General features: G+C 60.3%; 15 protein-coding genes and 4 pseudogenes. 10 read left to right on the forward strand and 9 right to left on the reverse strand.

Features of this window, described 5'->3' with window-relative positions:
- Positions 1-4 precede the first annotated feature (4 nt).
- The 4 genes from M727_RS0125655 to M727_RS0125670 all read left to right on the forward strand — a co-directional run bounded on the left by M727_RS0125655 (position 5) and on the right by M727_RS0125670 (position 3,062).
- A complete protein-coding gene (locus M727_RS0125655; protein WP_027155035.1) occupies positions 5-784 on the forward strand; it encodes an ABC transporter ATP-binding protein in 780 nt (259 codons plus the stop codon).
- Positions 785-786: 2 nt separating this feature from the next.
- Positions 787-1,509, forward strand: a complete 723-nt coding sequence (locus tag M727_RS0125660; RefSeq protein WP_027155036.1) for an ABC transporter ATP-binding protein — start codon at positions 787-789, stop codon at positions 1,507-1,509.
- Between the two features lie 8 nt (positions 1,510-1,517).
- Positions 1,518-2,258 carry an aspartate/glutamate racemase family protein gene (locus M727_RS0125665; protein ID WP_027155037.1) on the forward strand — a complete coding sequence of 247 codons (741 nt, stop codon included), beginning with the start codon at positions 1,518-1,520 and terminating at the stop codon, positions 2,256-2,258.
- 102 nt (positions 2,259-2,360) lie between these two features.
- Positions 2,361-3,062 carry a GntR family transcriptional regulator gene (locus M727_RS0125670; RefSeq protein WP_031254144.1) on the forward strand — a complete coding sequence of 234 codons (702 nt, stop codon included), beginning with the start codon at positions 2,361-2,363 and terminating at the stop codon, positions 3,060-3,062.
- Positions 3,063-3,514: 452 nt separating this feature from the next.
- Here M727_RS0125670 and M727_RS37455 read toward each other — a convergent pair whose 3' ends face one another.
- Positions 3,515-4,093 carry a sarcosine oxidase subunit gamma family protein gene (locus M727_RS37455; protein ID WP_084646888.1) on the reverse strand — a complete coding sequence of 193 codons (579 nt, stop codon included), beginning with the start codon at positions 4,091-4,093 and terminating at the stop codon, positions 3,515-3,517.
- Between the two features lie 45 nt (positions 4,094-4,138).
- Complete coding sequence (locus tag M727_RS37460) at positions 4,139-4,585, reverse strand: glycine cleavage T C-terminal barrel domain-containing protein (RefSeq protein ID WP_027155039.1); 447 nt, start codon at positions 4,583-4,585, stop codon at positions 4,139-4,141.
- A 237-nt stretch (positions 4,586-4,822) separates the two neighbouring features.
- Here M727_RS37460 and M727_RS0125685 point away from each other — a divergent pair, with 237 nt between their 5' ends.
- The 3 genes and pseudogenes from M727_RS0125685 to M727_RS37470 form a co-directional block, all read left to right on the forward strand.
- Complete coding sequence (locus M727_RS0125685) at positions 4,823-5,281, forward strand: NUDIX hydrolase (protein WP_348627184.1); 459 nt, start codon at positions 4,823-4,825, stop codon at positions 5,279-5,281.
- Positions 5,282-5,298: 17 nt separating this feature from the next.
- Positions 5,299-5,942: pseudogene (locus tag M727_RS37465) on the forward strand (DUF47 domain-containing protein).
- A 4-nt stretch (positions 5,943-5,946) separates the two neighbouring features.
- Positions 5,947-6,672 (forward strand): annotated as a pseudogene (locus tag M727_RS37470) (anion permease); the annotation flags it as partial.
- Positions 6,673-6,773: 101 nt separating this feature from the next.
- Here the strand turns inward: M727_RS37470 and M727_RS37475 are convergent.
- The 5 genes from M727_RS37475 to M727_RS43845 form a co-directional block, all read right to left on the reverse strand.
- A complete protein-coding gene (locus tag M727_RS37475) occupies positions 6,774-7,391 on the reverse strand; it encodes a VOC family protein (protein ID WP_245269004.1) in 618 nt (205 codons plus the stop codon).
- A 13-nt stretch (positions 7,392-7,404) separates the two neighbouring features.
- Complete coding sequence (locus M727_RS0125705; RefSeq protein WP_027155041.1) at positions 7,405-8,241, reverse strand: ATP-dependent DNA ligase; 837 nt, start codon at positions 8,239-8,241, stop codon at positions 7,405-7,407.
- A 164-nt stretch (positions 8,242-8,405) separates the two neighbouring features.
- Positions 8,406-8,690, reverse strand: a complete 285-nt coding sequence (locus M727_RS37480) for a DUF982 domain-containing protein (protein WP_051505740.1) — start codon at positions 8,688-8,690, stop codon at positions 8,406-8,408.
- Positions 8,691-8,718: 28 nt separating this feature from the next.
- Positions 8,719-9,600 (reverse strand): head morphogenesis protein, encoded by an 882-nt coding sequence (locus M727_RS37485; RefSeq protein WP_245269007.1) that lies wholly within the window; start codon positions 9,598-9,600, stop codon positions 8,719-8,721.
- A 467-nt stretch (positions 9,601-10,067) separates the two neighbouring features.
- Positions 10,068-10,199, reverse strand: a complete 132-nt coding sequence (locus M727_RS43845) for a hypothetical protein (protein WP_280944178.1) — start codon at positions 10,197-10,199, stop codon at positions 10,068-10,070.
- Between the two features lie 80 nt (positions 10,200-10,279).
- Between M727_RS43845 and M727_RS0125725 the strand changes: the two genes are divergently transcribed.
- Positions 10,280-10,576, forward strand: a complete 297-nt coding sequence (locus tag M727_RS0125725; protein WP_027155043.1) for a PRC-barrel domain-containing protein — start codon at positions 10,280-10,282, stop codon at positions 10,574-10,576.
- 10 nt (positions 10,577-10,586) lie between these two features.
- Here M727_RS0125725 and terL read toward each other — a convergent pair whose 3' ends face one another.
- Complete coding sequence (gene terL, locus M727_RS0125730) at positions 10,587-11,012, reverse strand: phage terminase large subunit (protein ID WP_027155044.1); 426 nt, start codon at positions 11,010-11,012, stop codon at positions 10,587-10,589.
- Positions 11,013-12,315: 1,303 nt separating this feature from the next.
- Between terL and M727_RS40485 the strand changes: the two are divergent.
- Positions 12,316-12,429, forward strand: a pseudogene (locus M727_RS40485) (VOC family protein); the annotation flags it as partial.
- 18 nt (positions 12,430-12,447) lie between these two features.
- Here M727_RS40485 and M727_RS41770 read toward each other — a convergent pair.
- Positions 12,448-12,689 (reverse strand): annotated as a pseudogene (locus tag M727_RS41770) (ferritin-like domain-containing protein); the annotation flags it as partial.
- Positions 12,690-13,071: 382 nt separating this feature from the next.
- Between M727_RS41770 and M727_RS43225 the strand changes: the two are divergent.
- Positions 13,072-13,773 carry a hypothetical protein gene (locus tag M727_RS43225; RefSeq protein ID WP_245269005.1) on the forward strand — a complete coding sequence of 234 codons (702 nt, stop codon included), beginning with the start codon at positions 13,072-13,074 and terminating at the stop codon, positions 13,771-13,773.
- The last annotated feature ends 301 nt before the right edge of the window (positions 13,774-14,074 follow it).

The following is a 14,074-nucleotide window of genomic DNA, read 5'->3' on the forward strand; positions in this document are numbered from 1 at the left end:
GACCATGACTGAGCTTCTCCAGATCAAGGCCGTGACCAAACGCTTCGGCGGGCTGGTCGCGGTCAACAATGTTTCCTTCGCGGTCCGCGAACGCGAAATCCTCTCCGTCATCGGCCCCAACGGCGCCGGCAAGTCGACGCTGTTCAAGCTGATTTCCTCTTTCCTCAATCCGACCTCGGGCGAAGTGCTGTTCCGGGGAGAGCGGATTTCAGGCCTGGCGCCGCATATCGTCGCCCGGAAGGGCGTGGTGCGCACGTTCCAGGAGACGACGATCTTCAAGGGCATGACGGTGCGCGACAATGTCATCATCGCGCATCACCTGCGTTCTAATGCCAGCCTTGCCGGCTTCTATCTCGGCACGAATACCGCACGGCGCGACGAGGATGAATTCGGCCGCTCGGCCGACGCGATCATCGACTTCCTCGATCTCGGCGCGCAACGGCATGAGATCGCCAGCACTCTGCCGCACGGCCATCTGCGCGCGCTCGGGATTGCCATCGGGCTCGCCACCAACCCGACCGTGCTTCTGCTCGACGAGCCCTTCGCCGGCATGAACCATGACGAAACCGTGCGCGCGGTGGAGATGGTGCGCGGCGTGCGGAAGCGCGGCGTGACTGTCCTGCTGGTCGAGCACGATATGCCCGCCGTCATGAACATTTCCGACCGCATCGTCGTCCTGAACTTCGGTGTGAAAATCGCCGAGGGAACGCCGAAGGAAATCCAGGAGAACGAAAAGGTCATCGAGGCCTATCTCGGCGCCGAAGATGAGACGATCGGATTTTAGCCATGAGCGAACTGCTGAAAGTCTCCGATGTCGAACTCTACTACGATCATGTCTATGCACTGAAGGGCGTGTCGCTCAACGTCAACGAGGGCGAGACCGTCGCGCTGATCGGCGCGAACGGCGCGGGCAAATCCTCGATCCTGCGCGCCATCACCGGCCTGAAGAAAGTCCGCAGCGGCGAGATTCATTTCCGGGGCCACCGCATCGACGGAACGCGCCCGAACGAGCTGGTCAGGATGGGCATCGCCATGGTGCCGGAGGGTCGGCGCGTCTTTTCCTACATGACAGTGCGCGACAATCTGATGATGGGCGCCTTCACCCGCACCGACAAGTCCGAGATCGCCAGCACGCTGGACATGGTGCTCGGGCGCTTTCCGCGCCTGAAGGAACGCTATTCCCAGACGGCGGGCACGATGAGCGGCGGCGAACAGCAGATGCTGGTGATCGGGCGGGCGCTGATGGCCAAACCGAAGCTTCTGCTGCTCGATGAACCCTCGCTCGGCGTCGCGCCGAAGCTCGTCCAGGACATCGCCCGCTCCATCGTGGCGATCAATCGCGACGAAAAGGTCAGCGTTCTCTTGGTCGAGCAGAATTCGCGCATGGCGCTGCGCATTTCGCAGCGCGCCTACGCACTGACGACCGGAAAGATCGCGCTGGCCGGACATTCGGCTGAGCTGCTTGGCGACGACCGGGTCAAGAAACTCTATCTCGGCGGCGAAATATGAAAGCGCAAATGGACATACTCGTCGTCAATCCCAACACCACCGCGTCTATGACCGAAAAGATTGGCGAGGCGGCGCGCGGCGCGGCTTCGGCCGGCACCAGGATCATCGCCGTCAATCCGAAGGACGGGCCGCCGAGCGTCGAAGGCTATTTCGACGAGGTCTTCGCCATCCCGGGAATGATCGGCGAGATCCAGAGACATCCGGCGGCGAGCGCCTGTGTCATCGCCTGCTTCGACGACACCGGCCTCGACGCAGTACGCTGCGTCGGCGAGATGCCGGTGGTCGGCATCGGCGAAGCGGCGTTTCACATGGCGAGCCTGATTGCCGGCAAGTTCAGCGTGGTGACGACGCTGTCGCGTTCGGTGCCGGCGATCGAGCACAATCTGGTGCGCTACGGCCTCGCCAGCCGCTGCGCCAGGGTGCGGGCAAGCGACGTTCCCGTTCTGGAGCTCGAAGTGCCCGGCTCCAACGCCCGCCATCGAATTTCTGAGGAGATCGAGTGCGCCATCCGCGACGACCGGGCCGAAGCGATTGTGCTGGGATGCGCCGGCATGGCCGATCTCGCCGCCGCGCTCAGCCGCGAACATGGCCTTCCCGTGCTCGACGGCGTCGCCTGCGCGGTAAAACTCTGCGAGAGCCTCGTCGGCCTTGGCCTGTCGACCTCGAAGCGCGGCGGCTACCAGCTTCCACTCGAAAAATCCTTCGCCGGAATCTTTGCGCCCTTCTCGCCCTCCGGCCGTGCACCCTGATGCGTGCAAATTTGTTGACATTCCCGCACAGGATGTTCGATGTCCGGCCTGAAACGCGGTGCTCGCGCCGCTATGCCATCCGGCCGCCGGGACAATGAGACGATGGACCTGCTTCGACCAAAGACACGGGACGACAAGCCGGCGATGCGCTGGTTTCCGGTCTATGCCGGCCTGCGCGACGCCATCGTCAGCCACCGCCTCGCACCGGGCACAAAACTACCCGAGGACGAACTCGCCTCGATCTATTCGGTGAGCCGCGCGGTGATACGCGCGGCGCTGCAGGCGCTGTCGCATGACCGCTTGGCCCGGCTCGAGCCGAACCGCGGCGCGTTCGTCGCCCAGCCGACCAAGCAGGAAGCGCGCGAGGTGTTCGAAGCGCGGGCGCTGATCGAGCCCAAGGTAGCGGCGCTTGCCGCCGACGTGGCAAAGCCGGCCGAGATCGCGCAACTGCGGCTTCATCTCGAAAAAGAGCACGAGGCCCTGCATGCCGGCCGCGACAGCGACGCCATAATGCTGTCGGCAAAATTCCATGTCGGCATCGCCGAAATCGCCGGCCATTCGATCCTGACCGGCTTCGTCAAAGACCTGTTGTCGCGGTCGTCGCTGATCATCGCGCTCTACTGGCACCGCCGCGACACTACCTGCGAAAGCCACGCCCATCGCGCTCTCGTCGATGCAATCGAAAAGCACGACGCAAAAAACGCGTCCGACCTGATGCGAAGTCATCTCATCGACCTTCTGTCGGGCCTTGATCTGTCGCTTGGCGAGAAGAAGCCCGAGAGCCTGTCGGACATCTTGCGCTGATCTCCGCTGTCAAACTCTTCGCCGGAGTTCGCCTATGTCCGCACCATGCTGGGCGTGCATAGCATGCATCGGCCAATGAGGACTGCTTCTTCGTTCCTGCTGTCATAACAGTAGCGCTCGTTAAGTCCGCGGCGCTGCCCTCCAGCTGCACCTGCTCCTGCTGGGCCATAGAGTCCCTCCCGCACAACGGTCGGGCAACGCGCCCGATCAGAGCTTGACTCAGCGCAGTCGCAGCAAGGATTGCAAACCGCCGGTTTTTCTTGTGGCCTTAGATACGGCCTGATGCGATCGGTCGATGGCCCTCGCGAGAGGCCAGTTCCAGACTGCCCTTTTATGCGACTTTCGAAGCACATATCATAAATGTTGTTGCGCGGCGCACCGCCGTCGACCAGCAGTGCACATGTAGCATGGCGTTCATCCCCACAGCGATAGCGCAGGGCCGCTTGGAAGATTCAGTTCCGACCTTCTTTCAGGATGGCGTCGGCGAGGGCATCCCAAAGGTACTCGCTCATCGATCGGCGCACCCGAAGCAGGAAACGATCGCTTTCGATCTGAGCGAGCAGGATCACCGCCTGGAGAAAATGGCTCTGAGCGCATTGGCCGGCGCCGAACGCGCGCGGGTGGAGGTCGAGCGGGCATCCCTTCTCAAGAATGCGCCGGGCGGATTGGCCGCCGAGTTCCATGGCTACAGAGTTGTCCGAAACATCTGTCACCGCAGCGTGCCGGCCCCCCAGCTTCGCCTCCAGTCCCTGCTTGAGGTCGTGGGTTTTTTTGAGAGGCGCGTGGATCATCCACTCGTCTGGGCCCAGCCATAGCACCGTCACGTCGCCTTGTTGAGTGAAGGTGTTGGGGCTTGCGGGCAGCAGCAATCCGTACTCCTTCGTCGCTTTGGCAGGCAGGGTTGCATCGGGTAGGCGCAGGTTGATCGCACCGAATTGGTCAACCTGGTCCAGGCTTGCCACGCCGCGTACGGGCGCCTTTGCCGAAATTAGCGAGCGTGCAACGGGCTCGAATCCGACACGACTAAGCATTTGAACGTTCTCCTTTTGGATCGAAGAAGCACGGCTGCGTGAAGGTTACCTTTCCACATCGCCGTTGATGTTGCGGACGGTCGAGGACTGGCCGATGCGCGCGCGGCCGTTCTCCACCAACGCGAGTGCGATCGAGCGCCCCAGCGTTTCGGACCAATAGGTCGAGCAGACCCAGCCAACCGTTTTGACTGGCGGCTTCTGGGTGGCATTCTCGACCAGATGCGAGCCGAACGGGATCACGTAGTTGGGCTTTTCGGTCAGAAGCCCCACCAGCTGCTTGCAACCCTCGCGTGCCACCTCCGGAGCGGAGAATCCGCGTTTGCCGATGAAGTCGCTTTTCTTCTTCGACACGATCCAGCCCATGCCAAGGTCCATGGGAGTGACCGTCCCGTCAGTGTCCTGTCCGACCGCTACGAAGCCGCGCTCGGCGCGCAGGACATGCAACGCCTCGGTCCCGAAGGGGACGATGTCGTATTCCGAGCCGGCTTCCATGATCTGTTCCTAGACATAGTGGCCGAAACGGGCGGGCACGTTGGTGGCGCAAGTAACCGTTCCCTGAACCGACACCTCTGACCCTGAGCTGCCCTTCATGAGGATGTTTGCTGCCTGATAGCTGACATTCACAGCAAGCAGCACTATTGACTCAACGAAGATCCTTTGGCTTTCGCAAAAAATTTAGCCAGCTACCGACATACGGGCTAATATCTTGCGAAATGGATGGCCAGGCCTTTGAAGAAAAAGAAGCTGGGGAAGCGAGCGCGCCGTGGTAAGCCCATCGCACAGGTTGCCGCTTTGCCTTATCGCCGCGCTGCAAACGGAGATACTGAAATCTTGCTGCTAACGTCTCGGCAAACGGGCCGCTTCATCTTGCCCAAGGGGTGGCCGATGAAGGCTCGACGAGACTGCGAGGCTGCAGCTCAAGAGGCGGGTGAGGAGGCCGGAGTAGTGGGCACTTTGCATGAGCAATCCGTTGGCAGCTTCCATTATTGGAAACGATTGAAGGACACGTTTGTCCCGGTAACCGTTGAAGTATACCCGCTTCACGTGCAGCAGGAGCTGGATGAATGGAAGGAGCAGAAGTATCGAAGACGGGCCTGGCTTAAGCCGGATCAAGCAGCACTCCTGGTCGATGAACCGGAGTTGGCTGCCCTACTGGAATCTATAGCGCCTGAACTGGCTCATTTCTGAACGCTACAGGATAAAACATGCTCAATTGGTTTCGTGCGCTTCTGCCCCGCGAGGACAAGTTCTTCGACCTCTTCGAGCGCCATTCCCGCATCCTGGTCGCCGGCGCTGAGGCGCTGCAGAAGCTGCTCGATGGCGGCGAGGGCGTCGAGCGCCATTGCCGTGCGATCGTCGAGCTCGAGGACCAGGCCGACGTGGTCACCCGCGAGGTGCTGCTCGCCGTGCGCAGAGCTTCATCACCCCTTTTGACCGTGGCGACATCAAGGACCTGATCCAGTCGATGGATGACGCCATCGACATGATGCACAAGGTGGTCAAGATGGTGAGGCTGTTCGAGCAAACGAGCTTCGAGCCGCGTATGCGCGAGATGGGCGCCGTCATCGTCGAGGCCGCGCATCTGACCGCCGAGGCGATCCCGCTGCTGGAAAAAGTCGGCGCCAACGTCACACGGCTCGGCGCCCTTGCCGAGGAGATCACCAAGGTCGAGGAGCGCGCCGACGGGCTGCACGACGCAGGCCTGAAGGAACTGTTCCAGCGGCACGGCAGGACCGACGCCATGGCGTGGATCGTCGGCAGCGAGCTCTATGGCCAGCTGGAAAAGGTGGTCGACCGCTTCGAAGACGTCGCCAACGAGATCAGCGGCATCGTGATCGAGAACGTTTGAGCGGATGGACCCCACTCTCGCCTTTCCGCTTCTCGTCGGCCTTATCGGCGTCGCTTTGTTCTTCGATTTCCTGAACGGCCTGCATGACGCTGCGAACTCCATCGCCACTATCGTCTCGACGCGTGTGCTGCGCCCGCAATATGCGGTCTTCTGGGCGGCCTTCTTCAATTTCATCGCCTTCCTGTTCTTCGGGCTCCACGTCGCCGAGACAATCGGCAGGGGCATCGTCAGCGCCGACATCGTGACGCCGCAGGTCGTGTTCGCGGCGCTCGTCGGCGCAATCGCCTGGAACATCATCACCTGGCTCTACGGCATACCCTCGTCGAGCTCGCATGCGCTGATCGGCGGGCTGGTCGGCGGGGCTGTCGCCAAGGCGGGAAGCGTCGCCATCGTCTGGTCGGGGCTGCTGAAGACGGTCGCGGCCATCGTGCTGTCGCCGCTCACCGGCTTCGTGCTGGCTCTGGTGCTGATACTCACCGTCTCCTGGATTTTCGTGCGCCAGACGCCGTTCGCGGTCGACAACACCTTCCGCACCCTGCAATTCGTGTCGGCGTCACTCTATTCGCTCGGCCATGGCGGCAATGATGCGCAGAAAACGATGGGCATCATCGCGGTGCTGCTCTACTCGCAGGGCATGCTCGGGGGCGAGTTCTACGTGCCCTTCTGGGTGGTGATCACCTGCCAGGCAATGCTGGCGCTAGGCACGCTGTTTGGCGGCTGGCGCATCGTCCGTTGACGTCGCCGCGCTCCAAGCGCTCCACCACACGGCGCAGAACGATGTTGGAGCGGATGTCGTCGATCGCCTCGAAAAACGCGGTCCGCAGCATCGGCTCATAGGTCGAGACAAGCTNGCCAAAGCTCCTGCTTGCGTTCTTCAAAGCCGAGCACGCGTTTGCTATCGGTCCACCGTGCGACCTCGCCCTCCATTCCATCGGGGTCCTTGAAGGTCACAAGACGGACAGCGCCGAAATCTGTAATGGTCCCATCCGAAGCGCCTGCCTTCACCAGACGTCGCCTGACTTCCTGCAAGCGTTCTTCATCGTCTACCTTCAGCGCGAGATGATCTATGTGACCTCTCTTCCCCATCTGCATCGATCCATCTTCATACCCCGTTGGTTTTGACATTTGGAACGGATGAAGGGCAAAGCCACCTCCAACGTCGATAAGTGAGTGACGAAGAGTGCCGCCACCGGGACCGGGCTCGGACAGATCGAACTTCGTTTCCGCGTCGAAGATTTCTACATAGAAGCGAATGAAACGATCCATGTCGTGTGTGAACAACGTCAGATGGTGCGCCCCAACCGTTACAGGCATAACGAACCTCCCTTGCCGATAAATATGAAGAGCATACCATTTCGCATTGAACCGGGCGACCTGGACCCACGATGCATCACCTGAACGCGAATAGCCGTGTCGGTCCGCAAGGTCGCGCTGCTCGACCTCGCTCAATTGATGCGCGGGCTCAACCCTCTTCCCGGAAATCCTGCAAGGACGCGTGCCGCAAGTCGTCCTCGCCGCGTAGATGCTTGACACGGCCGATCAGCCCCGGCTTGACCCACTGCGTTGCCGGCCGCTTTGGCATGTCCTTGGGCGGTGGCCCGGCGTGTTCCTGCACTCGTTTCCAAAGCCGCTCCCGCATCTCGCGATTGACGCTGACGAAGGCACTGCCGACGTATTTGCGGGTGCCGGGCTCGGCCATGAGGGCGAATGCCGGCTTGCCCCTCTCGCGTTCGACGCCGAGAAGTTCAAACTCGCTTTCGGTGAAGGACTTTGTCTTCAGCCAATTGGTAGTCGGACCGCTGCGGTATTTAGAGCCCGCGCGCTTTGATAGCATCCCCTCCAGGCCGGCCGTGTCGACGAGGTGATAAATCGCGTTCGCCTCGCCTGGCAGCGCCTCGCTGAAGTGGATTCGGCCGCCGGGTTCAATAAGTCCGGCCAAAATTTCCCGCCGGTCTTCCAGTGCCATGTCGCGAAGGTCGTGGCTGTTGAGGTGTAGAAGATCGAAAGCGACGAAGTAGAGGTCGTGCTGGCGCCGCGTGATCGCCTTCCGCAGGGCGGCAAAATCCGAAATGCCATCCTCATTCAAGACGACGACTTCGCCGTCGATGATGGCATTCTCGACGTCCAGCGTTCGCGCCGCCGCAGTTAGGTCGCGGTATTTGGAGGTCCAGTCGAGTCCGCGGCGGGTGAAGATCCGCGCACTGCCGGCGTCGATGATGATTTGGGTGCGGTAGCCGTCGAATTTGGCTTCATGCATCCAGTCATCGCCTTGGGGCGGCTTGGCGACCAGGGTTGGCATCATCGGCGGAATGAACTCAAGCCGGCCTTCACCGGTACTTACAATTTTACGCACCCATTCGATTCTAGGTGGTCGGCTTATATTAGCCAGAGCGAACAGAACGTAATTCCGCCTGCGGCAATAAAAACATGCTGGCCAGCGTTCCCATTATTCGATCCATCACCTCACAGCAGGTCTTCGGCAACCCCGTCGAATTTCCTGAGGCCTATGCTTGGAGGCTTTCGCTTAAGAAGCCCCTGTTCACTTGCGGCCGCCTTGAAGGCGTCGAACGCGGCTTGTTGGGTGCAGTGTCCAGCCAGGCATTCCTCGATCATTCGAATTGCTTCAAGTCGGGATGGCTTGTCCATGAATGGCCATGGTTGCTGAAGCGCCGTCTCAGCATCGGGGATCGACGCAATCAGCATCGATCTGTCATTCAGGTAAATTGTAATCGGAATAAACGCCGGCATCTTTGTCGCTCACCAGGTTTGAAGGCGGCTAAACGCGAAGACAAGGCAGTGGTTGCATCGTTGTGAATTCAGAGCGCCGCTGTCCGATACGGGGGGGACGATGGCGGACGAAGACGATGACTATGAACCGGTCCAAGCGAGAATTATCGGCATCGACCACCCTCTGAACGCGAGGATGATCCTGCGGCGTGTGTTTCCAGCCCTTCGTGATGGCTTCCGCCCTCACCGCGCCCTTGGCCATCGCCTGCTGAAATGCGATGTCTTTCGAAGCTCCAAGCGCGGCAAACGTCTCGTGCAGTCCAATCGTGTCGGCGCGGAGCTTCAAAAGGCTGTCGGAATATCGGCCAATGATCCGCGCCACCAGGTTGGTAGGGATTGGTTTACCATCTCGGATCGCAGCTGTGATCGTGCGGTCGAAACGTTTGTCGCGTCGCTTCCGATTCAGATAGGCCCGCAACTGGTCGGGCTCGCCGGAAAGCAGTTCATCGCGGGCTCGGGCAACATAGTCGCTCTGAACTGTGGTGAGCCCGATCACCCTACCTCCTCCGCGGCCAATCACCCTGTTGACGCGGCCTACTACCTCCAATGCGGCCCTCGTTGGATTGGCGCCACGGGCAAGGCCCTTAGAAAAAGCGGCACGGATCGCAACTTGTTGATCAGCAACAATGTTGGTGACCAGTTGCGCCGAGTGCTCGCGCAACCAGGTCTCAGCCGTAAGATTGCGCGCATCCCAACGAAGAACGACCTGAAGGCCGCTCGGATCGCGCAGCGCCGGCATCTGTTCGACCGTGGCGACACCGCCGCCGTTGTAGGCCTGCCGGATGGCTTCTTCCAGCGGCCGAAACGCGGCCTCGTCGAGGTTCATGGCTGCAATGGCGTCCTTGACGTCGCCGCGCTCCAAGCTCTCCACCACACGGCGCAGAACGATGTTGGAGCGGATGTCGTCGATCGCCTCGAAAAACGCGGTCCGCAGCATCGGCTCATAGGTCGAGACAAGCTGTTCGAAACGATCACGCGGGGATAGGCGTTTGAGCATTCGTTCCGGACCTTAAAAGGAGACTGGTATGGATGTCTTGGCCCATCATTCGACGGAGCTTGTGGTGCTTCGCATCGCACTCATGGCAATTGCATCAATGGTTGCTGAGCAATCGGNTGACCCAGATCGGGCATTGGCTGACATGGAAGAGCNGGCACTGTCCACGTTCGATCATATGGAGATCGATTTTTCCGGTTTCGAAGGGGACATCGCTGTTGCCAAGTCTCACATGCGGTCGTCGCTGGCGTCGCTCTTTTCTGGGATATCGCTCGGCGGCTAACCCGCCACGAAAGCGATATACGCGACCGGCGTCCCGGCCGGCGGGACCGGCCGCAGATCCTTCATGACCAACTCGACGCGTCATCTAGGAGCGGCACGCCATAGTAGCTGCTCGACGCCTTGTCTCGCTCCGTCCCCATGCGAGAGGCGAGATTGGTCAGGCTGTCGCGAAACAGCGTAATGATGTTCGCCACGGCCTATCCTGTGAATAATCGTTCGGAACGGTTGGCCGTGCCGGGGGTTACCTCAGACCAAATGAGAGGAGACCCCACAGATGGACCACACCAATCACGTACGGCTTACGAAGGCTGAACTGCGCGCTGAGTTGCTAGAAGGAGCGACCATCTACGGTCGCGATGATGAGGAAATCAGTACCGTAGACCACGTCCATGGAACCGGAGACCAGGCCCAGGTCGTCTTCGATGTTGGCGGGTTCCTCGGCATTGGCTCAAAGCGCGTCGCGCTATATGCGAGCCAGCTCGATTTCATGCGGGACGAAGACGGCACCGTGCATGCCATCACGCAAATGACCACCGACCAGTTGAAGCAGTTGCCCGAGCACATTGACTGACGTCAGCAGCCTAACCGTCAGACATTGTCGAGCGTGAAGGTCGACCCAAGCGCCATTCGTTCAGAGCATCGGCGAAGGCATCGACCTGGTCGTCAAACTGTCCATTCGGAAACGAGCAGACCTCGTCGAGGAATGTCTCGTTCCACCGGCCTCGCAAGAGCTTTGCGTTGCCGGCTTCCGCTTTGGCCGATGCCGGTTTCGCCCGCGTGGCCTTGTCGCCGGTGATGGTCTCGACTTTTACGGCGTAGCCTGCCAGCAGCTTTGTCTTGGTCGCCGCATCCGCTAGGCCAGCCGATCCGGGGTCCTGCGGCGTTCTTATGGTGACTTCCAAACCGTCGTGCGTCGCGATGTTCTTCAGCTTGGTCTCGACCTCGCCAGGAGACCAGCGGCCGTGCTCGACGTCCTCAATGTAAAGGATGCCGGCATAGTGAGCCATCTTGAGCCCGACGGTCCAGTCCTGCTGATCGAAACTGCGAAGACCGGAGCGAGTAACCAGCGGGCTTGCTGGACACTATTCTCGATGGGCTCCTTCCCGTGAACTTGCAGGAATCAACGACTGAGAGAGCTCTTTCCTCCGCAGCCGAACATCTCACGGCGGTAGGAATGACCCGCCGGGAGCCTGAGCGAACGGAAGCCCTCGGGCATGGCTGAACATTGCCGGATTATGGAGTCGCTGGCCTTCATGACCCCGACGCATGAGACCGATGACCTGCCGTAGGCGCACGACATCCACATGGCAAGCACCCAGACCAGCTGCCGGGTGCTCGGATGCCTCGAGCCTCCAGTGCAAATCTTGACGCATACAACTTCGATCCCGGGCCAAGGGAGGCACATTCAAGCTTGGAATTGTGAGGAACCGTACGAAGCGGATTGCAAGCAACCAACCTGGTTGCCAGGCATTAATTTGGAAGCATTGGGAGGAAGACCATGCTGCACGTTAACATGCCTCGGGAATTTGAGGTCGGCGATGAGGTTGCGCTGGCAAGTACCGTCATCACGATTCTCCCTAGCGGCCGCGCCAGAGTGAGCATTCCATCATATGACCATCCGTATACGATTGATCCGCCGCCCAAAGCCCGGGCCGGAGACCGAGTGGATCTTGTTGGGGACGTCACCCGCATAGATCGCGGAGCGAACAAACTCGCTGTGCGGATTGACTGCGGCGGGGTGATTACGGTCGACAAATCGGCGATCACTCGGCTGAGAAAGCACCGCAGGACTTCAGCGGGTTGATGCTACGGCGATACAACAGCCTGCTTGCGTTGCGCAGAGCCTGGCGTTTCTCGAGGAAAGGTTCGGGAAAGCGGGCCCCTACTATTACTGGATCGCGCGCGGCATCGACGAACGTCCGGTGCGGGCCGACCGCGAACGCAAATCCGTGAGCCGAGGACACCTTCGTGAGCTTTGTTTGACCTCGAAGGTGCTCGCAAGGAACTCGCGCCATTGGTCGGCAGGGTCCGGCGCTATCGCGAGGAGCGATCGATCCAGGGCCGGACCGTGACGCTCAAGGTCAAGTTCGCCGATTTTCAGCAGATCACACGGAGCCGCACAGCGTCGGCGCCGTTGGGGGCGAAGCTGAACTCGCGGCCGTCGCCGGCATGCTCCTCGAACAGGTGTTTCCCGTCAGCAAGGGGATGCGCTTGCTTGCGGTGAGGCTTTCGAATTTGAACGTAACCCGCGCTGAACCAGACCGGCAGATGTCTTTGACGATCTAGACGAAACCTTGGATGTTGGACACATTGGCGCTCAAACGGATCGACAATGTAGGGATCGTCGTCGAGGACCTTGAGGGGACGATTGATTTCTTTCGCGAGCTCGGCCTTGAGCTCGAAGGGCGCGGCACGATCGACGGGATCAGAAGGTGCTGCATCCCCTGCTTTCGGGCCGGCGTCGGAATCGTCGATTCCTTTCCCGGTAGTGCCGCGCAGGTAATATTCGGCTTCCATGTATTCCAGATTGAGGGCGAACCGGAAAATGTCTTCGTCCTTGACCTCATCCTGCGCATAGGCGCGGGAAACCGGGGCAAGCCGGCGGTCGTGGCGAGCGTGGCTCCCAGGCCAAATTGCAATGCGCGGCGGCGCGAAACACGAAATGAAGGCGTGACACGGATCATGACTTCCTCCCAAAAGCCCGCCGGCATCAACTATTTGGCGCCTCAAGGGCGGACCAGCCTTACCCAACCACCGTATTGGCGAAATGTCCCTGGGCGGCAACGAGCGCTGCGTTTGCGGCGCATCTGATTGCGGACCCCGCCCCCGATTCTATGCCAAGCACCGTGCGACGGGAGCGCTTCCTCTGACCAGAGCTCCTAGCCGGCCGTAAGGACCCCGATCGCAAGGGAATAGCATCGCTGCCTCCTTTGGATGCAGCTTCAATAGCCTTCATCTGTTCGGCCGATGCGCTGATCCGCTGGAAATTGACAATCTGCCATAGCTCTGGACCAGCTTCGTACTGGCGGTCGCCTCTGCAGACTTCGGATGAAGGGCTGACCTATATTGTTGCGCGCAGGCACATATCCGATCCTGGCAAGGGTTGCTTTCCTTGCCGCGTTGGCCGGCGCTCTCCTGCTCGCCCTTCTTCCGGAGTGGCTCCTGCAGGATTTGGGAGTGACCTTCACGCATGATGGCAAGCTCATCCACTCCGTCGCATTTACCGTTTTGGCGGCCTCGGCAATTCTCGGCTGGAGGGAACACAAGGCAAAGCTGATTGTTCTCCTCACTTTTTTGGGCGTGACGATTGAGGTTGTTCAGGGCGCGCAACTGATAGGGCGCGGTCCGGATGTATTCGACTGGGTGCTGGCATGGCATGCGGGATCACAACGCAAGCTGGACAAAGTGGCACTGGATGACAAACCCGCCGAATCGACCCGACGAATACCCCGATCGCGAGATCGATTGTCAGGGGGCGATGGAACGAGGTTTTCGGGCAATCGTCGATTGCATGCTGGAGGCCGGCTGGACGCGGGAGAGATCATGCGCTCGCTACGCCGGCTGGTCGCCGCCGACAACATGACGCAAAAGGAGAACGCCAAGGTCGAGGCCAAGCTCGCGATCGCCCCGTGCCATGGACCGAGCCGCCGGCCTTTTCCAAGGGCAAATCTGAATGAATGGCTACCGCAATTGCCGAGAACGGCGGCGAGCCTGAGCCTAAGGCCGAATGTTGGCCGCAAATCGTGTGGTGAGGTCTTTCAGGAGTAATTCTCGATGACTCACTCTTTTCCCACGATCACCGTTGAAACAGTGGCCGAAGTCTACGTTCTCTCCAGAGGCAGGGCCCGATACCTATCGATCGGACAGGCAATCTGCGACCTTCGGAAACTCATGCCGGCTTGCAAGGCGACCGATCACGAGTTGGAGGAGATTTTGGCGGCAGCGTGCGTGATTCACAGCGTGCCCGTCACTTTCGACGCCAAAACCGCCGATGGCGCATGGCTCCATTAGGTCGGAGATGCCGCGCCGGGACTGTTCTACCTAATCGACAACATAGGCATGCTAGAGC

Source organism: Mesorhizobium sp. WSM2561 (assembly GCF_000513915.1).
Taxonomy (GTDB): Bacteria; Pseudomonadota; Alphaproteobacteria; order Rhizobiales; family Rhizobiaceae; genus Mesorhizobium; species Mesorhizobium muleiense.

Coding starts and splice junctions, on each gene's coding strand:
- M727_RS0125655 (WP_027155035.1), top strand. CDS start 5: ATGACTGAGCTTCTCCAGATCAAGGCCGTGACCAAACGCTTCGGCGGG.
- M727_RS0125660 (WP_027155036.1), top strand. CDS start 787: ATGAGCGAACTGCTGAAAGTCTCCGATGTCGAACTCTACTACGATCAT.
- M727_RS0125665 (WP_027155037.1), top strand. CDS start 1,518: ATGGACATACTCGTCGTCAATCCCAACACCACCGCGTCTATGACCGAA.
- M727_RS0125670 (WP_031254144.1), top strand. CDS start 2,361: ATGGACCTGCTTCGACCAAAGACACGGGACGACAAGCCGGCGATGCGC.
- M727_RS37455 (WP_084646888.1), bottom strand. CDS start 4,093: ATGCTTAGTCGTGTCGGATTCGAGCCCGTTGCACGCTCGCTAATTTCG.
- M727_RS37460 (WP_027155039.1), bottom strand. CDS start 4,585: ATGGAAGCCGGCTCGGAATACGACATCGTCCCCTTCGGGACCGAGGCG.
- M727_RS0125705 (WP_027155041.1), bottom strand. CDS start 8,241: ATGCCAACCCTGGTCGCCAAGCCGCCCCAAGGCGATGACTGGATGCAT.
- M727_RS37480 (WP_051505740.1), bottom strand. CDS start 8,690: ATGCCGGCGTTTATTCCGATTACAATTTACCTGAATGACAGATCGATG.
- M727_RS0125725 (WP_027155043.1), top strand. CDS start 10,280: ATGGACCACACCAATCACGTACGGCTTACGAAGGCTGAACTGCGCGCT.
- terL (WP_027155044.1), bottom strand. CDS start 11,012: ATGGCTCACTATGCCGGCATCCTTTACATTGAGGACGTCGAGCACGGC.